Origin of the sequence: Streptomyces aidingensis (assembly GCF_900112355.1) — a bacterium.
GTDB lineage: Bacteria > Actinomycetota > Actinomycetes > Streptomycetales > Streptomycetaceae > Streptomyces > Streptomyces aidingensis.
In genome coordinates this window covers 288,923-306,459 of record NZ_FOLM01000007.1, presented here as the reverse complement: position 1 = coordinate 306,459, position 17,537 = coordinate 288,923, and the positions used below count along the sequence as shown (strand labels likewise).

Annotated in this window: 21 protein-coding genes; 13 read left to right on the top strand and 8 right to left on the bottom strand. The window is 74.6% G+C overall.

Translation table 11 applies throughout. The annotated features are described in order from the left end of the window. The first annotated feature begins 427 nt into the window (after nucleotides 1-427). Nucleotides 428-1,105: a sugar O-acetyltransferase gene (locus BM242_RS15290; RefSeq protein ID WP_217652499.1), complete on the top strand. Its 678-nt coding sequence runs from the start codon at nucleotides 428-430 to the stop codon at nucleotides 1,103-1,105. A 52-nt stretch (nucleotides 1,106-1,157) separates the two neighbouring features. Here BM242_RS15290 and BM242_RS15285 read toward each other — a convergent pair whose 3' ends face one another. The 5 genes from BM242_RS15285 to BM242_RS15265 form a co-directional block, all read right to left on the bottom strand. After that, entirely contained in the window at nucleotides 1,158-2,093 is a 936-nt protein-coding gene (locus BM242_RS15285) for a M56 family metallopeptidase (protein ID WP_093839362.1), read from the bottom strand. 7 nt (nucleotides 2,094-2,100) lie between these two features. Then, on the bottom strand, nucleotides 2,101-2,481 hold the full coding sequence (locus BM242_RS15280; protein ID WP_093839401.1) for a BlaI/MecI/CopY family transcriptional regulator: 381 nt from the start codon (nucleotides 2,479-2,481) through the stop codon (nucleotides 2,101-2,103). A gap of 240 nt (nucleotides 2,482-2,721) precedes the next feature. Next, nucleotides 2,722-3,771 (bottom strand): sporulation protein, encoded by a 1,050-nt coding sequence (locus BM242_RS15275; protein WP_093839361.1) that lies wholly within the window; start codon nucleotides 3,769-3,771, stop codon nucleotides 2,722-2,724. Between the two features lie 61 nt (nucleotides 3,772-3,832). Next, nucleotides 3,833-4,054 (bottom strand): hypothetical protein, encoded by a 222-nt coding sequence (locus BM242_RS15270; protein WP_093839360.1) that lies wholly within the window; start codon nucleotides 4,052-4,054, stop codon nucleotides 3,833-3,835. Nucleotides 4,055-4,308: 254 nt separating this feature from the next. Further along, nucleotides 4,309-4,908: a DJ-1/PfpI family protein gene (locus tag BM242_RS15265; protein ID WP_245834104.1), complete on the bottom strand. Its 600-nt coding sequence runs from the start codon at nucleotides 4,906-4,908 to the stop codon at nucleotides 4,309-4,311. A gap of 97 nt (nucleotides 4,909-5,005) precedes the next feature. Here BM242_RS15265 and BM242_RS15260 point away from each other — a divergent pair, with 97 nt between their 5' ends. The 4 genes from BM242_RS15260 to BM242_RS15245 all read left to right on the top strand — a co-directional run bounded on the left by BM242_RS15260 (nucleotide 5,006) and on the right by BM242_RS15245 (nucleotide 8,099). Then, nucleotides 5,006-5,482 carry a GlxA family transcriptional regulator gene (locus BM242_RS15260; RefSeq protein ID WP_245834102.1) on the top strand — a complete coding sequence of 159 codons (477 nt, stop codon included), beginning with the start codon at nucleotides 5,006-5,008 and terminating at the stop codon, nucleotides 5,480-5,482. A gap of 303 nt (nucleotides 5,483-5,785) precedes the next feature. Next, on the top strand, nucleotides 5,786-6,421 hold the full coding sequence (locus BM242_RS15255) for an ATP-binding cassette domain-containing protein (RefSeq protein WP_093839357.1): 636 nt from the start codon (nucleotides 5,786-5,788) through the stop codon (nucleotides 6,419-6,421). Further along, complete coding sequence (locus BM242_RS15250) at nucleotides 6,418-7,329, top strand: metal ABC transporter permease (RefSeq protein ID WP_425443861.1); 912 nt, start codon at nucleotides 6,418-6,420, stop codon at nucleotides 7,327-7,329. Before BM242_RS15255 ends, BM242_RS15250 begins: the two co-directional genes overlap by 4 nt. Further along, the gene (locus BM242_RS15245) at nucleotides 7,284-8,099 is read left to right on the top strand and encodes a metal ABC transporter solute-binding protein, Zn/Mn family (protein ID WP_093839356.1); all 816 of its coding nucleotides are present in this window, start codon (nucleotides 7,284-7,286) and stop codon (nucleotides 8,097-8,099) included. Before BM242_RS15250 ends, BM242_RS15245 begins: the two co-directional genes overlap by 46 nt. A gap of 63 nt (nucleotides 8,100-8,162) precedes the next feature. On the opposite strand, the gene BM242_RS15240 is transcribed toward BM242_RS15245, so the two are convergent. Then, on the bottom strand, nucleotides 8,163-9,086 hold the full coding sequence (locus BM242_RS15240) for a class I adenylate-forming enzyme family protein (RefSeq protein WP_425443862.1): 924 nt from the start codon (nucleotides 9,084-9,086) through the stop codon (nucleotides 8,163-8,165). After that, nucleotides 8,990-9,517, bottom strand: a complete 528-nt coding sequence (locus BM242_RS31185; RefSeq protein ID WP_425443860.1) for a hypothetical protein — start codon at nucleotides 9,515-9,517, stop codon at nucleotides 8,990-8,992. Before BM242_RS31185 ends, BM242_RS15240 begins: the two co-directional genes overlap by 97 nt. Before the next feature lie 267 nt (nucleotides 9,518-9,784). Between BM242_RS31185 and BM242_RS15230 the strand changes: the two genes are divergently transcribed. The 5 genes from BM242_RS15230 to BM242_RS15210 all read left to right on the top strand — a co-directional run bounded on the left by BM242_RS15230 (nucleotide 9,785) and on the right by BM242_RS15210 (nucleotide 14,417). Beyond that, nucleotides 9,785-10,417: a hypothetical protein gene (locus BM242_RS15230; RefSeq protein WP_093839399.1), complete on the top strand. Its 633-nt coding sequence runs from the start codon at nucleotides 9,785-9,787 to the stop codon at nucleotides 10,415-10,417. A gap of 126 nt (nucleotides 10,418-10,543) precedes the next feature. Then, a complete protein-coding gene (locus BM242_RS15225; RefSeq protein WP_093839354.1) occupies nucleotides 10,544-11,152 on the top strand; it encodes a sigma-70 family RNA polymerase sigma factor in 609 nt (202 codons plus the stop codon). A 423-nt stretch (nucleotides 11,153-11,575) separates the two neighbouring features. Next, nucleotides 11,576-12,142 carry a dihydrofolate reductase family protein gene (locus tag BM242_RS15220; protein WP_093839353.1) on the top strand — a complete coding sequence of 189 codons (567 nt, stop codon included), beginning with the start codon at nucleotides 11,576-11,578 and terminating at the stop codon, nucleotides 12,140-12,142. 337 nt (nucleotides 12,143-12,479) lie between these two features. Further along, nucleotides 12,480-13,526 carry a methyltransferase domain-containing protein gene (locus tag BM242_RS15215; RefSeq protein WP_093839352.1) on the top strand — a complete coding sequence of 349 codons (1,047 nt, stop codon included), beginning with the start codon at nucleotides 12,480-12,482 and terminating at the stop codon, nucleotides 13,524-13,526. Between the two features lie 237 nt (nucleotides 13,527-13,763). Beyond that, complete coding sequence (locus BM242_RS15210; RefSeq protein WP_093839351.1) at nucleotides 13,764-14,417, top strand: arsenate-mycothiol transferase ArsC; 654 nt, start codon at nucleotides 13,764-13,766, stop codon at nucleotides 14,415-14,417. A 56-nt stretch (nucleotides 14,418-14,473) separates the two neighbouring features. On the opposite strand, the gene BM242_RS15205 is transcribed toward BM242_RS15210, so the two are convergent. After that, complete coding sequence (locus BM242_RS15205; RefSeq protein ID WP_093839350.1) at nucleotides 14,474-15,748, bottom strand: MFS transporter; 1,275 nt, start codon at nucleotides 15,746-15,748, stop codon at nucleotides 14,474-14,476. A 155-nt stretch (nucleotides 15,749-15,903) separates the two neighbouring features. Between BM242_RS15205 and BM242_RS15200 the strand changes: the two genes are divergently transcribed. From BM242_RS15200 to BM242_RS15190, 3 genes are all read left to right on the top strand, one after another. Then, on the top strand, nucleotides 15,904-16,581 hold the full coding sequence (locus BM242_RS15200; protein ID WP_245834100.1) for a TetR/AcrR family transcriptional regulator: 678 nt from the start codon (nucleotides 15,904-15,906) through the stop codon (nucleotides 16,579-16,581). Nucleotides 16,582-16,901: 320 nt separating this feature from the next. After that, nucleotides 16,902-17,171, top strand: a complete 270-nt coding sequence (locus tag BM242_RS15195; RefSeq protein ID WP_139238339.1) for a hypothetical protein — start codon at nucleotides 16,902-16,904, stop codon at nucleotides 17,169-17,171. A gap of 94 nt (nucleotides 17,172-17,265) precedes the next feature. Further along, nucleotides 17,266-17,535, top strand: a complete 270-nt coding sequence (locus BM242_RS15190) for a hypothetical protein (RefSeq protein WP_139238338.1) — start codon at nucleotides 17,266-17,268, stop codon at nucleotides 17,533-17,535. Nucleotides 17,536-17,537: the final 2 nt, after the last annotated feature.

Genomic DNA, 17,537 nt, shown 5'->3' with positions numbered 1-17,537 from the left:
GTTCCGCTGTGCACCCCGGGGCCGGGGCCGCCGCCGGTTCCGCCCACCGTTCCGGATCCGCCGAGAATGACCGAAATATGATTCGATTCATCGCCCGGACATGCTAAAGGGCAGGTCGGGCGAATGAGGAGCCCGGCGAGAAGGTGACGAAGAGCACAGTGCCCTCCGGGGCGGCCGGGGCGGGGCTCGCGCCGGGCGGGTGCGGCGCCGGATGCCGGGTCCGTGCCGTCGCGGCAGGGCTGACCGCGGGCAGGCCGGGCGGGCCACGGGCGGTGTGCTCGGCCGCGGTGCCCGGACGGGCATGGGGGCGTCGGCCGCTGCCGTCATATCCACGCAGGTCACGGCGGGGCCGGCCGTGTCGGCCAAGGCTTGACACGGGCAGGTGGCCGCAGCAATATGTTCAGGGCATTGACAAATGGGGGAGGCCGTGACCCGACGCGAACCCGGACGTGCCGACGAGAGGATGGCGGCTCATCTCGCGGCCGATGAAGACTTGCAGCGCCTGCTCGCCGGCGACTGGATTCGCTACCGCACATCCCCGGCGCTCCAGGAGCTCTCGTGGGATGCGCATGCGACATGCGCAAAGATCAACCACATTTTCTACGACGACCCCGCCGAAGCGCGGCGGCTGTTCCGCGCGCTCGTCCCCGGCGCGGGCGAAGACATCGACTTCCGGCCGCCCATCAGCATCGACTACGGAATGCGCCTGGTCATCGGCGACCGGACGTTCATCAACGCGGACTTCCTGGTCATCGGCGGCGGGCAGGTCACGATCGGCGCGGACTGCCTCATCGGACCGCGCTGCGGCATCTACACGCCCAACCACGCCCAGGACATCGCCCGCCGGCTCGACGGGTGGGAGCTCCCCGAACCGGTCACGATCGGCGACAACGTGTGGCTCGGCGGATCGGTCACCCTCACGCCCGGCGTGACCATCGGCGACCACAGCATCGTCGGCGCCGGTTCGGTCGTCACCAGGGACATTCCCGCCGGTGTCGTCGCCGTGGGCAATCCATGCCGGCCCCTGAGGACCATCGAGACCCAGCCGCCGGACCCCGAGGCCGCCCGGCCCTGCCGACCGCGGACGACCGGCAGGGCGGAGTGACGGAACCGCACCCTGCCCGACGCATACGGCCGGGCGGTGCGGGCGGCGCGCGTCAGAAGGGGGTGGCCGTGCGCAGCAGCAGGAAGAGGGTGATGGCGGAGTTGGCCGAGGACAGTGCCGAGACGGTGGTTCCCACGGCGGCCGTCCAGGCGGACAGTCCCACCGCGGTGAGGGCGGGGGGCCAGCGGCGCGGCGCGGGGGGCGGTGCCAGCAGGGCGGCGACCCGGCGTGGTACCGGCCCGGCGGCGGCGAATCCGGCCAGGGTCGCGGAGGGGGCCCCGGTGGTGATCAGGGCGGCCTTGCCGATGGCCCGGGCGGTGATCCGGCGGCTGCCGACCGTCTGGGCCGCGGCTTCGTCCGCCCAGCGCTCCACGGTGTAGGCGACGGCGGTGTTCAGCGGGCGCAGAAACGGGTTGGCCCGGGCGGCCAGCCGCACCGCCAGCAGGTAGCGGTGGTGGTGTCCGGCCAGGTGTGCCCGCTCGTGGGCGAACAGCGCCCGGCGTTCGCCGCCGTTGAGCGCCGCCAGCATGCCGCGGGAGACCACCACTCGCCCCGGCCTGCCTCGCCGGGCCGGCAGCGCCCAGGCGTAGGGAGCCCGGTCCGGGAGGACGACGGTGGGCGAGGAGAGCCCGGCAAGGGCACGCTGCGCCCGGCGCCGGGTGCGGGCGTGTCCCCACAGGGTGCGGGTGCAGGAGGCCAGGATCGCGAGCAGCAGGGGGATCGCGGCGCGGCCGGCCACTTCGTCACAGGGGACGGCCTCGCGCACCTCGTCGTCGGACCAGCCGTCGGGCAGGGGATTGCCCGGGATCTGTGCGGTGCCCACGATCACCACCAGTCCCAGGCAGAGGGTGCTGCACACCGCCAGCGCGCAGGCCGTCGCGGTGAGCAGCACGGTGGCGGTCCGGGGGTGCAGGCGCTGCTCGGCCAGCCGGGCCACCGGCCAGGCGGTCAGCGGCAGAACGAGGGGGAGGAAGACGAAGACGCCCATGGCCGGCTCAGTCCTCCGGCTCCCCGGCCCGCTCCAGCAACTCCCGCAGCAGTTGCTCGTCCCCCGGCGGGAGGGAGGTGACGAAGCTGGTCAGCACCGCCCCTCGGTCGCGTTCCGCGTCCAGGACCCGTCGCATCCGCAGGGCGGCCAGGCCCGCCTCGTCGGCAGCCGGTGACCACACGAATGCCCGGCCCGCCTTCCGCCGGGTGACCGCGCCCTTGGCCAGCAGCCGGGTCAGGGTGGTGATCACCGTGGTGTACGCCAGGGCGCCGCCGAGCCGTTCCTGCACCCATGCGGTGCCGACTGGCTCCCCGGCCTCGTGCAGCGCGGCCAGCACCTGCGCCTCCAGTTCCCCCTGCCCGCGCCGGGGCTGCTGCCGTCCTGTCATCCGTACTCCCTCCAGCCGGCCGGCGCCCGCGGCCGCCGCGCGGAAGGGGCTCATGGTAGCCAGCCGCTTCCGGTCGTGCGCCCGGCCGTGTGCCTGTGCCGCGGCGCCGCGGGGTCCCGGCCGTTGCGGTACCGGGCCGCCCGCGTCCGGGTCCCGTCGCCTCCGGGGGTGCGGGCCGGAGGCGACGGGCGTCGCGGGGACCGCCCGGCCGGGTACGGGACCGGCGGGCAGGCGGGCAGCCTACTCCTCGCCGCCCCCGTCGTCTCCGCCGTCGTCGTCGAAGACCTCGTCCAGGACCATGCCGCCGACCACGCCCGCCGCCAGACCGGCGGCGCCCGCGGCGACGACCGTGCCCATGCCGGGCCCGTCGTGGTCGTGGTCCCCGCGGCGCCCGTGGTGCCCGTAATGCCCGCCGTGGCCGTCCTTGTCCGCGTAGCCCTGCTGCGGATACGGCTGGGGGTGGCCGCCGTGGTGGCCCTGGTGCATCAGCGGATTGTGGGGCGCCGCGTGGTGCGGACGGGCGGCATGGTTCTCCACCATCCGGCGGACCCAGGAGTCGACCAGCGCGGCCCAGTCCTGCTGCTCGTGGTGGCCGACGGTGAACCGGTTGACGGCGTCATGGCCCCCGGTGAAGAACCCGCCGCGCTTGTCGGCCTCCAGGACCACTTCCAGCCCGCCGGGACTGGCCAGGAAGGTGACCTCGATCTCCTGCACCGCGTGCGCGTACTGCGGCGAGGGGTGGAGTTCGATCTCCTGGTAGAAGGGGAGTTGCTGGCCGGTGCCGCGGATGTGTCCCATCTCCAGGTCGGCGGACTTGAAGCCGAAGCCGAGCCGGCCGAAGGCGTCCAGGACGGCCTCCTGCGCCGGCAGCGGGCTGACGGTCACCGGATCCATGTCGCCGGCGTCCCGGGCGGAGGCGACGACCAGCTCCGTGCGCACGCCCAGGATCACGCCCAGCGGCTGGCCGTGCAGTTCGGTGACCGGGGTCTCCCAGGGCAGGGGCATGGCGAAGGGCAGGGCGCGCTGTTCGTTCTGGTGCAGCCGGAAGCCGCCGCCCACCGCCGCGCGGTGGAAGGCGACGGCACCGTGCGCCTCGCCCTCGCTGTGCTCGGCCTCCACCTGTGCCACCAGCTCCAGGGTGATGTGCTGGATGTCGAAGTCGGCCTGGCCGCCGCGCATGTGGACCTGCCCGGTCAGCGTTCCGCCCGGGGAGACCGGGCCGCCGTCCAGGACCGTGTCCACGGTGGGCGCGCCGATGCCGAGCGAGCCGAGCAGTTTCTTGAACACCATGACCGGCGTTCACTTCCCTTCCGGGTCTTGAGTAGGTCGTTCTGGCGTGGGGTGATGCCGGTCAGGCGCCGGACTCCTCCAGTGCGGCCAGGGCCTGCGCCCACCGCACGTACTTCAGCCGGGCGAGGTCGGCGACGGTACGTACTCCGAAGGCCTCGCGGAGCAGTTCGCCGTCGCGTTCCGACCCGCCCTTCAGCGCCGCCACCGGCGCGGCCAGGATTTCCGGCAGGCTTCTGTCGGCCCACGCCTTGTCCAGCACCTTCTCCAGGTCCACCGAAGCCATGGATTCCCCTCCGCTCGACTGTCCGGCAGCCGCCGGACGGCAGGGTGCGGGCGGTGCCCCTCCCCGCCTGTTTCTACAGATGTGTAGAAGCATAGGGCGGGCCCGGGTGGCCCGGCGACGGCTGACACGGGCCGGTCCGGGAACGTCCGAAAACCGGCGGAACCGGTGAACGGCCGCCCATGTGAGGGTGGCAGAAGGGAAAACACCGGTGCCCGGACGAAGACCGGAACACCCGGGGCGAAGGCCCCGGCGGCTCAGGAGGGGGTCCAGACGGTGCCGCGGGCCTGGTACTCCAGCATGTTCTCCACTCCGACGGCGGCCTCGGCGCCGAGTTCGCGGCGGACCAGCCACAGGGCGAGCTCCAGGCCGGAGGTGATGCCGCCGGCGGTGACGAGGTCGCCGTCGTCCACCACCCGGGCGTCGACCAGGATGCCGCCCTGTTCCTGGAGGGTGGCGGCGGCGCCGTGGTGGGTGGTGCACGGGCGTCCGGCAGTCAGCCCGGCCGCGCCGAGCACAATGGCCCCGGTGCACAGCGAGCTGATGACCAGCCCGCGGCGGGGCGCGGCGGCCAGCGCGCCGGGCAGGGTGCCGTCGGCGATCTCGGACCAGATGCCCGGGCCCTGGCGGCGCCGGTAGCCGCCGCCGGGCACCACCACGATGTCGGCCTCTTCCGGGGCCCAGCGCCGGGTGACCCGGGTGTGTGAGCCGTAGGCACCGGTGATCTCCCGGGGCTCACCGGTGGTCACATAATCGACCTCCACGCCGTGTTCGCTGTGCATCGAGGCTGCGGAGAAGACCTCGAAGGGCGCGGTGAAGTCCAGCTCCTCGGCGCCGTCGAAGACCACGATGTGCACCCGCAGCGGCCCCTTGCGGCGCCCCCGGCCGTGTCCCCGCCCCGCCGGGCCGGCGGCAGCGGCCGGACCCGCGGTCGCTCCGGCGGCGAGGGTTCCCGTGCCCGCCGCCGCACTGGTGGTGCCCTACCGCCGGGAGGCCCGCGCACCGCAGTACCACCCGCCGCCCGCCGGCACCGCCGGTGCCGGGCGTGCCTCGCTGGGGCCGACGCTGGAGTGGCTCCAGCACCATCTGCATCAGCCGCTGACCGTCTCCGCCATCGCCCGGCGGGCGGGCATGAGCCGGCGCCAGCTCCACCGCCGCTTCCGCGCCGAGACCGGCACCACCCCGCTGGAGTGGCTGCTGCGGCTGCGCACCGACCGCGCACGGGCCCTGCTGGAGACCACCGACCTGGCAGTGGAGCAGATCGCCGCGCGGTGCGGCTTCGGCTCGGCGGCCTCCCTGCGGGCACACTTCGGCAGGCACACCGGCTGCGGCCCGGCCGCCTACCGCCGGCTCTTCCGCACCGGCGACGCTCCCGCGGGGCCGGAGGGCGGTGCCCCCGGCACCGCCCCTGCCCGGCACCGGGCCGGCTGAGGCGGCCTTGAGCAGGCGGTGCTGCGCCCCGCCTGAGCCGGTGGCCCGGAGGCACGCGGCGGTGTCCGGGCCCCTCGCCGCAGCGGGGGAAGACCTGCCGTCGGCGACCGTGACGCGGGCCGGGCCGCCCGCGTCGCCGGTCGCCGGTCGCCGTCCAGGGCGGCCACGGACCCGGCCGGGCCGCGCCGCCCGTGGCGGGCACGGCACGGAAATCCGCGGGAACCGGGCGGGCCGGCCGTGCGACTCCTCTGGCGCGGCAGGCCGGGACCGGCCCCGGAGGAAACCGACAGGGAGGCGCCGACCATGGGCGGGCTGGACATCCGGATGCGGGAGGTGTCGTGCCGTCATGGCCGGGTGCCCGCGGTGTCCGAGGTCACGCTGGAGATCGCGGCCGGTGAGCGGGTCGCGCTCACCGGCACCAACGGATCGGGCAAGACCACCCTGGTACGGGCGGTGCTGGGCCTGCACCGGCAGACCGGCGGCAGCATCCTGGTCGGCGGCGACGAGACCCGCTCGGCGGCCGAGTGGCGGCGCCGCCGCCGGGTCTGCGCGTGGATCCCGCAGAAGCCGGCCGCCGGGCGGTTCCCGCTGCTGGGCCGGGAGCTGCCGGCGAGCAGCGGCGCCCCGCGGGCGGCGGCCGAGGCGGCCGGGCGGCTCGGGGTCGCGGACCTGGCCGCCCGTCCCCTGCACACCCTGTCCGGCGGGCAGTTGCAGCGCATGTATCTGGCCCGGGCGCTGGGCTGTGTGGCCGCCGGGGCCGGGGCCCTGCTGGCCGACGAACCCACCGCGGCACCGGACTTCGCCGGCCAGGAGGAGGCCGCGGACGTGCTGGCCGGGCTGCCGGTGACGCTGGTGGTGGTCACCCATGACCGGGCACTGGCCGGCCGCTGCGACCGGGTGCTGGAGATGGCCGCGGGCCGGCTGCGGGAGGCGCGGTGATCCCCCCGGGGGCCGTGACCGCCGCGGCCCCGGGGCATCCGCTCCTGGCCACGGCCGATGTGGGGGCGCTGCTGGAGCTGGTGCCGGTGCAGCGGGCGGGGCTGGCCCTGCTGCTGGCGGCGGTCGCGCTGCCGGTGGTCGGGGTGGTGATCGTGGGGCTGGACATCATGCCGGTGCGGTTCGCGATGATGCATGTGGCGCTGCTGGGCATCGCGGTGGGCCTGCTGACCGGCCCGGACCCGGCGCTGTGCGCACTGGTGGCGTGCGCGCTCGCCGGCGCGGGAGTGGCCCCGATGGCCCGCACCCCGCAGGGGCTGTCCGGGGCGATGGGGCTGCTGATGAGCATGGCCATCGCGGGCGCGCTGCTGCTGCTCGCGGTCTCCGGGGTCAACGCCTCCGGCGCCTTCGCCCTGCTGTGGGGCTCGATCCTGGCGGTGGGGACGACGGAGCTGGTGGTGCTGGGCGCGCTGGCGGTGGCGGTGCCCGCGCTGTTCCTGTGGCGGCGCCGGGAACTGGCGCTGCTGCTGCACGACCGGGAACCGGCCGAGTGCTCCGGGGTGCGCGCCGGGCCGCTCACCCTGGCCCTGCTGGTCCTGGTGGCGGTGGCGGTGGCCGGGGCGATCAAGCTGACCGGTGCGCTGCTGGTGGACGCGCTGACGCTGCTGCCCGCGCCGGCCGCCCGCCGGCTGGGCAGTTCGCTGCGTGCGATCACCCTGTGGGCCGTCGCCATCGGGGTGACGGTCAACACCGCGGGCTTTCTGCTCGCCCTGTGGCTGGACTGGCCCCCGGGCCCGGTCCTGGTTCTCACGGCGGGAGCGGTCGTTCTCGCCGTCCATCTCATCCCCGAACGGAGAAGCGCATCATGGCGACGCACATCCGCCGCCCCCTGGGGCTCGCTGTCGCACTGACCACCCTGGCGGCGCTGGCCGCCGGATGCAGCGGCGAGGACAGCGGCGGCGAGAAGGACGACCCGGCCGAGAGCGCCGGCCGGGCCGGCGGCCCGGTGGTCGTGGCCACCACCACCTGGGAGGGCGCGTTCGCCAAGGCGGCCGGAGCCGAGGACATCACCGTCATCGTGCCGCCCACGGTGCTGCACGCGCCGGACTATGAGCCCAAGCCCTCCGACCTGGCCGCGGTGGCCGAGGCGGATTTCGTGCTCTACGCCCCGTTCGAGCCCTTCGCCGGGCAGATCACCGAGGCGGCCGGGTCGGACGCCGAACTGGTCGAGGTCAACCTGGACAACGGCGTGGACGCGATGCACGAGGAGGTCACCCGGCTGGCGGAGCTGTTCGGCACCGAGCAGGCCGCCTGGGAGTGGACGGAGGACTTCGCCGTCGAATACGACAAGCTGAGCAACGAACTGCGCGCGACCTGGCCGGACGGCACCCGTCCCGAGGTGGTCGCGCAGGTCTTCACCGTCTGGGCCGCGGACATGGCCAACGCCGCCACCGTGGAGACCTTCGGCCCGGAGCAGGTCACGCCGGGCGAACTGGACGGGCTGACGGCGGCCGACCCGGTGCTGGTGCTGGACAACGCCCACCTGACCACCGGAGAGGTGCTGCCCGGCTCCGGCATCCCGCAGGTGGACATCGTCAACTACCCGGGCGAGGACCTCGATCTGCTGGCCGTCTACCGGGATGCCGCCGGCGTCATGCGGGAGGCCATCGCCGGGCTGTGAGGCCCGGCCGGGACCGGGCGGCGTCGGAGTGGGGCCGGCGCCGCCCCCGCCCGGCGGGGCGGCTCACAGCGGAGCGGTCACCGGCGGCGGACCCTCCGCCGCGGCCGGCGGCGCCTCGTCGGCCAGCGCGCGCCGCAGCGCCGCCCGGTCGGGCTTGCCCGCCGGGGTGAGCGGCAGCTCCGCCAGCGCCAGCAGCCGCTCGGGGTGCTTGTGCCGGTCCAGGCCCCGGCCGGCCAGATACGCGCCCAGCTCCGCCGGCGTCGGCGCGGTGGTGCCGCGCGGCACCACACAGGCCGCCAGCCGTTCACCCATCAGCGGGTCCGGCACCCCCACGCACACCACGTCGGCGATGCCCGGGTGGCCGGCCAGTTCGCGTTCCACCTCGGCCGGGCTGATGTCGACCCCGCCGCGGATGACCACGTCCTTGAGCCGGCCCACCACATGCAGCACCCCGTCCTCGTCCAGCAGACCGAGATCGCCGGTGCGGACCCAGCCGTCCGGGGTGCGGTGGCGGGCGTCCAGCTCCGGGGCGCCGACACAGCCCAGCGGTGTCATCGGGCCGCGGGCGATGATCTGGCCCACGGTGTTGGCCGGCAGTGGCTCCTCACCGCCGGGGACGGCGGCACGGACGTCGGCGACCTTCGGGTCCGGGCGGCCGGCGACCACCGCCGGGCCGTCCGCCGCGGGCAGCTCACCGGCCAGCCCGGTGTGGCAGTTCACCCCGTCGGCCGAGCCGTAGAGATTGACCACCGGGCAGGCGAAGGCCCGCCGCGCCGCGGCGGCGGTGGCCGCGTCCAGCGGTGCGCCGCCCAGCACCAGCGCCACCGGCCGGGGCAGCGCGGCCTCCGCCCCCTCGGCCAGGGCCCGTCCGGTCTCCGGACGGGACAGCATCATCCGGACCATGGTCGGCACCGCCAGCACATGGGTGGGGGAGTGGGCCCGGATCGCGGCCGGCGCGGCCTCGGGGGTGAAGTGGTCCAGCAGCACCAGGGTGCCCCCGTGCCCGGCCAGCACATCCAGCACGTCATCAGCGACGGTGCGGGCGCCTCGTCCGCGGGCCGCAGCGCCTGCGGCACCCCGCCCAGGGCCACGGCCGCCGGCGCAAACCCGGGCCCGGGCGCGAGGGCGATCAGCGCCGGCGCGGCGGCGGACGCCAGCAGCAGCGCGGCCAGCGCCCGGCACGGACCGATCCGGTCCACCAGCCGCCCGCCCGCCGGCGAGAGCAGCGCGGCGGTGCCGAAGCCGACGGTGGTGGTCAGCCCGAGCACGGTCGGGGTCACCCCGAGCCGGTCCACCTGCCGCGGGCCGAGCGCACCGAGCAGGAACAGCTGGAGCATGGAGAAGGCCATGGCACAGGTGAGCAGCGCGGGCAGGTCCCGGCCGGAACCGGGCCGGCCGTCGTGCGGGGTGCTGGTCACCACTGCCTCCCTGATGCCGTGCGGTCCGGGCCCGTGGCGCCGGCGGCGGTCGGCGCAACCCGCCGCCCGCGCGGTCGGCGCGCCCGGCGTGCCGTGAGCGGACCCGGCACCGGAAAGAAGTCGCACCCGCCGTCCGCCCGGTTCCCGCCCCGCGGGAAACCGCCGCCGCCGCAGGCCGAGGCGGACCTCCGCGGCGGCGCCCGGCGTGATCCGGGCCGCACCACCCCTCTCCCGCGGCGCGGGCCGCGGTGCGAGGATGAGCCCGCCATGGCAGTCTCCGGGAACGTACCGAGCAGGGTGTTACGGGCCGCGGTGTTCGCGGCCCTGTGCGTGCTGCTCGCCGCCACCGGGCACATCCACTCCTCCGGGGCACCGCTCCCGTGGCGGGCACCGGCCGCCGCGCTGCCGGCGACCGCCCTCGCCGCCTGGTTCCTCACCGGCCGGGAACGCGGCATCGCGGCCGTCACCTGCGCCACCGTCGCCGCCCAGACGGCGCTGCACGTGGTGTTCTCGCCGGCCATGGCCGCCGGGGCCCCCGCCGGGCCGGCACACCATGGACCGGCGGGTGCGGAGCACTCCGGGCACGCCGCCGCGCTGCTGGAGCACACCGCGTCCGGACACCCGTCGGACGCCCGGTCCGCCGCCGGCATGGCCGCCGCCCACCTCGCCGCCGCCCTGCTCTCCGGCCTGTGGCTGGCCCACGGGGAGCGCGCCGCCTTCCGGCTCGCCCGCGTTCTGACCGCCTGGGTGGTCGCCCCGCTGCGCCTGTTCCGCCGCCCGCCGTGCCCCGCCCCGCCGCCCCGCCGGCCCGCCGCAGCGCGGGACCGCCGGCCGCGGCGCGGGCCGGCCCTCCGCCTGGTCACCACCCGGGGGCCGCCGCCCGGGACCGCTGTCGTCTGACGGCCGGTGTCCCGCGCCGGAACACACCTCCGGCACCGGCACCCGGTCCGCCGCCCGGCGGACCGGCCCCCTCCACGGGCGCGTCCCCCTCGCGACCGCGCCCGGTGACGCGAAGGACCTCGTGTGATGACACCTGTCCCGACCCTGCCCGCGACCCCGCCGGGGGAGGCCCCCGCGGGCCGCCCCGGCTCCGCCGACGAACCCGTCACCCGGCTCGCCCTCGCGGCGCGTTCCGGCGACCCGGCCGCCGTGGACGGCCTGGTGCGCGCCCTGCACCGGGACGTGTGGTGCTATGTGGCCCGGCTGGCCGACGACCCCCGGCTGGCCGACGACCTGGTCCAGGAAACCTTTCTGCGCGCGCTGCGCAGCCTGCACCGCTTCGAGGGCCGTTCCTCGGCCCGCATCTGGCTGCTGTCCATAGCCCGCCGCACCGTGGTGGACAGCCTGCGCCGGGCCTCGGCCAGGCCCCGGCTGTCCGGCCGGGAGGACTGGCAGAGCGCCGCCGAACGGGCCCAGCCGCGCGGCCTGCCGGGCTTCGAGGACGGCATCGCGCTCACCGAACTGCTGGCCGCGCTGCCGCCCGACCGCCGCCGCGCCTTCGTCCTCACCCAACTCCTCGGCATGTCGTACGAGGAGGCGGCCCGGATCCTGGACTGCCCCATCGGCACCGTCCGCTCCCGGGTGGCCCGGGCCCGCGCCTGCCTGCTGGCCCGGCTGGCCGACGCCGAGCACTAGCCGGGGCCGCGCGGCCTGCACGGTGTGCGCATCTCCGCCCCGGCCAGCTGTCCCGCGTTCATGGCGGTCCCCCTCACCGGGTGCACCGACGAGGAGTCCGGGAGACCTGGTCCGCCCTGCGCCGCATCGGCGCAGGGCGGCCGGAGTCCTGGATCCGCAACCGCAGGGCCCGCAGCGCGGGCGAGCTGCCGCCGAGCCGTGACCTCGCACCGCTTGTGACATGCCGGTCTCGCGTGACCCGGGCGCCCTTGGCTCTCCATTTCCGCGCGAGGGCGAGGCCGGGATCGGGCGGCTTGCCCGGGTCGGCCGAGTGCACCAGGCTGAGCGCACGAGGACCACCGGCGAGCCCGGACCGCGCACCGATGAGTTTCCCGCGCCGCGCCGGTCCACCACGCCGGACACCCACGGACGGAAGGCTCGGCCATGCGGAAACTGATCTACGGCATGAACCTGACCCTGGACGGCTACATCGCCGCGGCCGGCGACGACATCGGCTGGAGCGGACCGCCGAGCCACGAGCTGTTCCAGTGGTGGCTCGACCACGAGCAGGCGAGTGGCCTGTCGCTGTACGGGCGCAAGCTGTGGGAGACGATGAGCTCCTACTGGCCCACCGGCGACCAGCAGCCCAACGCCACCCCGGCGGAGATGGAGTTCGCGCGGAACTGGCGGGACACGCCGAAGGTGGTGTTCTCCTCGACGATCGACAAGGTGGACTGGAACACCCGCCTGGTCACCGGCGACGCGATCGCCGAGATCACCCGGCTCAAGGCCGAGGACGGCGGCCCGATGCACATCGGCGGCGCGACGCTCGCCGGGGCGGCCATGCGCGCCGGGCTGATCGACGAGTACGTGATCGCCGCTCATCCGTTCCTGGTGGGCGGCGGCACGCCGTTCTTCACCGCGCTGGACAGCTGGGTGAACCTGAACCTGGTGGAGACGCGGACATTTCCCGGCGGCGTGGTCCTGACCAGGTATGAGACGAGGCGCTGAACAGCTTCCCGCTGTCTCACGGCCTGGACGGGGGCTTCCTCCCACCGTCCCGGGTCCAGGAGCTGAGCGGGGTCGACGGCGCGGACGGTGCGGGTGCGGGGAAGGGGCAAGGTCATGTCGCGATGATGCCAAGAAGCCTCCGCAGGGCCGGACGGCCGGACGCCGAGGCCGCACGACGATCACGTCGGCCCGTTCGCAACCGTGCGCCCCTCCCGGACGACTGTCGCTTGCTGGTCGCCCGGTGTCCGCCATGAGCTCACGGGAACGTCGCCGGCCAGTCATATTCTGAGGCGGGATGTGATCTTTTGGCTGTGGTCATCGCTCTTTGAGGAGAGGTATGCCGAACAGCATCGAAGAGTCCGTGAAGGACTACTACGGCAGAGTCCTTCAGTCGTCGGCCGACTTACAGACCTCCGCCTGCTGTACGGCGCAGGCACCGCCGCGGCACATCGCCGAGGCCCTGCGCGAGGTGCACGAAGAGGTCAAGGACCGCTTCTACGGGTGCGGCTCCCCGATCCCGCCGGCGCTGGACGGCGCCACCGTGCTGGACCTGGGGTGCGGCAGCGGGCGGGACTGCTATGTGCTGTCCCAGCTCGTGGGCCCGGCGGGCCGGGTGATCGGGGTGGACATGACGGAGGCCCAGCTGGCGGTGGCGCGCAGGCATCTGGACTTCCACGCCGAACGGTTCGGCTTCGCCAACGTGGAGTTCCACCAGGGCTACATCGAGGACCTCGCCTCCGTGGGCATCGAGGAGGCGTCGGTGGATGTGGTGGTCTCCAACTGTGTGCTGAACCTCTCGCCCGACAAGCCCCGGGTGTTCGCGGAGATCTTCCGGGTGCTCAAGCCCGGGGGTGAACTGTACTTCTCCGACGTCTTCGCGGACCGCCGCATTCCGCCGGCCCTGCTTCAGGATCCGGTGCTGGTGGGGGAGTGCCTCAGCGGTGCGCTGTACACGGAGGACTTCCGCCGCGTCCTGGCCGCGGCCGGCTGCGCGGACGCGCGTGTGGTCTCCCGGGCGCCGGTCACACTCGCCGGCCCGGAGATCGAGCAGAAGATCGGGTTCGTCGGCTTCTCCTCCCTCACCATCCGGGCACTGAACCTGCCGCTGGAGGACCGCTGCGAGGACTACGGGCAGGTCGCGGTCTACCGCGGCACCGTGCCCACGGCGGCCCACGCCTTCGAACTGGACGACCACCACATCTTCCCCGTCGGCAAGCCCGTCCTGGTCTGCGGGAACACCGCCGACATTCTCTCCGGCAGCCGCTACGCCGAGCACTTCGACATCATCGGCGACAAGACGATGCACCACGGCCTTTTCCCCTGTGGCCCGGCCGGGGCAACGGCCCCCGGCGCGGCCGGCACCGCAGGCGACTCCTGCTGCTGACCCGCCGTCCGGATCGCCGGCGCGGGAACGGACAACCGTGAGGGAGGCCGTTCCCGCGACCGGGCCGGCCGGCCGCCCGTGCACGGGAAGGTATCCGCATGATTTCAGTATCGACTGACATCAGTATTCGCTGATATCGTCATATCAGTGGGCGGTGATGCCGGCACCCGGGTCCGTCGGGCCGGTGGGCACACCCTCCGCTCTCCCGCACGTTCCAGCAGGCTCGCGGAGGTTCCCATGACCGCCTCACCGTCCCCGCTCCCCGTCCTGCCCGACCCGCGGCTGGCAACCGGAGTGCAGCGGCTGGCCCGGCGCTGGGCCGGCCACTACGGCGCCGACACCATACGCGAGCTGGTCGCCGACTCCTACCAGCGGCTGGCCGGCTCCGCCCGGGTACGCGGCCACCTGGTCGCCCTGGCCGAGCGGCTGACCGCCGAACGCCTCGACGCCCTCGCGCACAGCGAGACCGCGCCGGCCCACCGGCCGCCGCGCGTGCTGTTCGTGTGCAGCCACAACGCCGGCCGTTCCCAGCTCGCCGCCGCCCTGCTGACCCTGCGGGCGGGCGGCCGGGTGACCGTCTCCTCCGCCGGTACCCACCCGGCCGCTGAGGTGGAGCCGGAGGTCGCACGGCTGCTGGCCGAGGCCGGCCTCCCGCCCGGCGACGCCTACCCCAAACCGCTGACGGACGAGATCCTGCGCGCCGCCGACATCGTGGTGACCATGGGCTGCGGCGACGCCTGCCCGGTGATCCCCGGCCCCCGCTACCTCGACTGGCCGGTGGCCGACCCTGACGGCGCCCCCGCCGAAACCGTACGCGCCATCCGCGACGAGATCGATGCGCACATCACCGGTCTGCTCGCCACCCTCGCGCCGGCCGGCCCGGGCGCATAGCGCCCGGGCCGCGGCCCCGTCGCCGCACCACCACGCTCGGCCACCCGGGAAAACCTTCAGCCGCCGGACCCGTTCACCGGTGCGGTGGGGCGGGACCCGGCGCCGTCTTCGGGCGGGTTCCCGAGCTTGAGCAGCCCGAGGAGGATCAGGGCGGTGCCGGCGGTGGCGGCCAGCGCCCCGGTGGTGAGGGAGGTGGCGTCGACGAGGGGGCCGAAGAGGAGGGGTGAGGTGAACTGACCGCCGAAGAGGGCGGTGGCCTGGAGGGAGGCTGCGGTGGCGCGGCGCCCGGGCGGGGCGGCGTGGTCCATCAGCACGGTGAGGGTGGGCATGGCGATGCCGCTGCCGAGTCCGGTGAGGGCCGGGACCAGGATCAGTGCGGCGGGGTGGGCGGCGGTGGCGAAGACGAGCATGGCGGCGGTCCAGCAGGCTGCCGAGATGCGCATGAGGGCGGCGTAGCCCAGGCGGGCGCGCAGCCGGGCGTAGAGCAGTCCGGCCAGGCTTGCGGTGGCGGAGGAGAGCACGACCCCGTAGAGGGCGACGGCGAGGGTGTTGGTGATGCCCAGTTCGTCCAGGCGGCGTGGGAGGAACAGGCCCAGGACCATCATCAGCACGGCGATGGCGACCCACAGCCCGCACATCCCGGCCAGCTTGGGGTGGTCGCGCAGCAGCCGCAGCGCCCCGCCCCGGGCCTTCGCCGGGCGGGGGCCGTCCGCCGGTGCCGGGGCGGCGGGAGGCAGGGCGAGGAGTGCGGCCAGGCCCAGGGGCAGGCCGATGAGGTAGAGGGCGAAGGGGGCCTGCCAGGACCAGGTGCCCAGGGCTCCGGCGGCCAGCGGGTAGGCGAAGCCCCCGGCGGTGGTGGCGGTGGTGCGCCAGCCCATCACCCGGTCGCGGTCGCTGCCCCGGTAGAGGGCGAGCAGGGCGGCGGTGGAGCAGGTGAAGACGGCGGCGGCGCCCACGCCGAGCAGCAGCCGGGTGGCCAGCAGGGCGGGGTAGGTGTCGGTGAGCATGCCGGCGCCTCCGCCGGCGCCGTACAGGACCAGGCCGGCGGCGAGTGGCAGGCGGGGGCCGAGCCGGTCGGTGAGGCGGCCGGCGAGCGGGCTGGTCAGGGCGATGGCCAGGCTGTGGGTGGTGAGCACCAGGCCGGCCTGGGCGCCGCTCAGATGCAGGGACTGGCGGATGACCTCGATGACCGGGGCGATGGTCATGCCGCCCATCACCCCGAGGGTGGAGGCCAGCAGCAGCACGGTGAGGGCCGGCCGGCCGGGGGCGGTGACTGCGAGGGCCGCGGTGGCTGCGGGCGGTGGTGGGGTCCGGCGGGCGTAGGGCTTCATGTGGCCTCTTCCTCGGCATCGGGCGCAAACCGGCGGGGCGGGGCGGCTGCGCACAGGCCCGCGCCCCATGACATGAAACGGGACTCGGTGCCATTATGTTATCGATCCCGTTCGGGACTGGGTATGGGTCCGAGGGGGTCCGTTAACCTGTGCCGGTGGACAGCGGGCACCCGGAACCGGAAGGCAGCGGCCTGAGCCTGCGGGAGCGCAAGAAGCAGCGCACCCGCCGGGTTCTCGCGGACACCGCGCTGCGGCTGTTCGGCGAACGCGGCTTCGACCGGGTGACGCTGGAGGAACTGACCGCCCATGCCGAGGTCGGCCGCACCACCTTCTTCCGCTACTACGCGAGCAAGGAGGATGTGGCGATGGCCGCCGAGGGCGAACTGTGGGACGCCTATGTGGCCCGCTTCGCCCGGCACACCGGTCCCGGGCCGGCGCTCACGGCCCTGCGGGCCTGTCTGACGCAGACCATCCTGGCCATGCCCGCCGGCTGGGACCGCCGCTTTGTCGCCTCCCGCCGGCTGGCCGCGGGCACCCCGGTGCTGCACCACCACAGCCTGGTCTCCTCCATGCGGACCGCGCAGCGGCTCATCGAGGTGCTGGAGCGGCGCCTGGACACCGACAGCCGTGAAGACGTCCGGCTGCGGCTGCTGGGCGAACTGGCACTGGGCGCTTGGCGCTGCGGGGCACGCAACTGGGTCGCCGGCCGCGGCGAGCACGAGACCCCGGTGGCCGCCCGCCGCCCCGGCCACGGCGGACCGGCCCTGCTCGCCCGCCGGGTGGAGGAGTCCTTCGACGCCATCCCCGCCGCCCTGGCCCTGGACCTGCCCTGAAGCTTGCCTGCGTACCGGGTGACGGCCGTTGCGCGCCGTCGGCCGGCAGTGCCCCGGCCGCGGCGGGGCCGGGCGCCGGATCGGCAGTGACCATGTGGCCAACGAGCAGGACCTGCTCGACGGCATGCCCGGCCGCATCGCCGCGGAGATCGAGCTGCCCCGAACCCCCTGGCACCGCCCTTCCCGTGGGCGCCACCGGCAATGCCCGGACGGACAGCAAGCCGGGAGCCGTGGGTCGGAAAGAAAGAAACACAGTGACTGTCGGGCAATAACTCCGTTAGTCCGTCCGAGAACATGATGGACCGATGGAGGACAGGGTCATGAGATCGATGCGTGGTCGAGTCGTGCTGACGGTGTGCGCCGGGCTGATGGCTGTCGGCTCGGGCGGGGTGGCGAGTGCCGACAGCAATGACAACCTGGCGGATCCGCCGATGATGTGCGGGACGTCACCGCTTTCGGTCACCGGCGACGCACGCCCCTGCGTGACGGAGCAGAAGGTGAAGCAGCGCATGGTCAAGCACCACACCGAAAGCTTCGACATCGTCGATTTCGCCGACGTGCTCACCCCGCTGGACGGCCTGCTGGGCTGAGCTGCCCGGCCCGGCCCGGCCGGTTCGGGTCGCTTCGCCCCTTTCATTTTTCTTCTTTCCTTTCTTCCCCTCATTCTTCGCCAGGAGCTCTTTCATGCGTATGCGTCACCTCTGGGGCGCCGCGGTCGTCGCCGCCGGTGTCCTCGGCCCCGTGGTGGGTGCCGGGACGGCGGTCGCCGACACCAACATCAACACCCACAGCCCGTCGATGATGTGCCAGACCGGCCAGCTGTCCGCAAGCGCCTCCACCAGTGCCTGCGTGGCCCGGCAGAGCGTCGACCAGGGAGTCCTGAAGACCCACACGCGGGACGTCGATCTGATCAACCGGCTCGACATCGTGGTCCCCGCCGCGCTGGGGGTGTGACC

Excerpts from the sequence above, each read along its gene's own strand:
- BM242_RS15285 (WP_093839362.1), bottom strand. The coding sequence starts at position 2,093 with ATGGGCGTCTTCGTCTTCCTCCCCCTCGTTCTGCCGCTGACCGCCTGG.
- BM242_RS15280 (WP_093839401.1), bottom strand. The coding sequence starts at position 2,481 with ATGACAGGACGGCAGCAGCCCCGGCGCGGGCAGGGGGAACTGGAGGCG.
- BM242_RS15275 (WP_093839361.1), bottom strand. The coding sequence starts at position 3,771 with ATGGTGTTCAAGAAACTGCTCGGCTCGCTCGGCATCGGCGCGCCCACC.
- BM242_RS15270 (WP_093839360.1), bottom strand. The coding sequence starts at position 4,054 with ATGGCTTCGGTGGACCTGGAGAAGGTGCTGGACAAGGCGTGGGCCGAC.
- BM242_RS15255 (WP_093839357.1), top strand. The coding sequence starts at position 5,786 with ATGGGCGGGCTGGACATCCGGATGCGGGAGGTGTCGTGCCGTCATGGC.
- BM242_RS15245 (WP_093839356.1), top strand. The coding sequence starts at position 7,284 with ATGGCGACGCACATCCGCCGCCCCCTGGGGCTCGCTGTCGCACTGACC.
- BM242_RS15230 (WP_093839399.1), top strand. The coding sequence starts at position 9,785 with ATGGCAGTCTCCGGGAACGTACCGAGCAGGGTGTTACGGGCCGCGGTG.
- BM242_RS15225 (WP_093839354.1), top strand. The coding sequence starts at position 10,544 with ATGACACCTGTCCCGACCCTGCCCGCGACCCCGCCGGGGGAGGCCCCC.
- BM242_RS15220 (WP_093839353.1), top strand. The coding sequence starts at position 11,576 with ATGCGGAAACTGATCTACGGCATGAACCTGACCCTGGACGGCTACATC.
- BM242_RS15215 (WP_093839352.1), top strand. The coding sequence starts at position 12,480 with ATGCCGAACAGCATCGAAGAGTCCGTGAAGGACTACTACGGCAGAGTC.
- BM242_RS15210 (WP_093839351.1), top strand. The coding sequence starts at position 13,764 with ATGACCGCCTCACCGTCCCCGCTCCCCGTCCTGCCCGACCCGCGGCTG.
- BM242_RS15205 (WP_093839350.1), bottom strand. The coding sequence starts at position 15,748 with ATGAAGCCCTACGCCCGCCGGACCCCACCACCGCCCGCAGCCACCGCG.
- BM242_RS15195 (WP_139238339.1), top strand. The coding sequence starts at position 16,902 with ATGAGATCGATGCGTGGTCGAGTCGTGCTGACGGTGTGCGCCGGGCTG.
- BM242_RS15190 (WP_139238338.1), top strand. The coding sequence starts at position 17,266 with ATGCGTATGCGTCACCTCTGGGGCGCCGCGGTCGTCGCCGCCGGTGTC.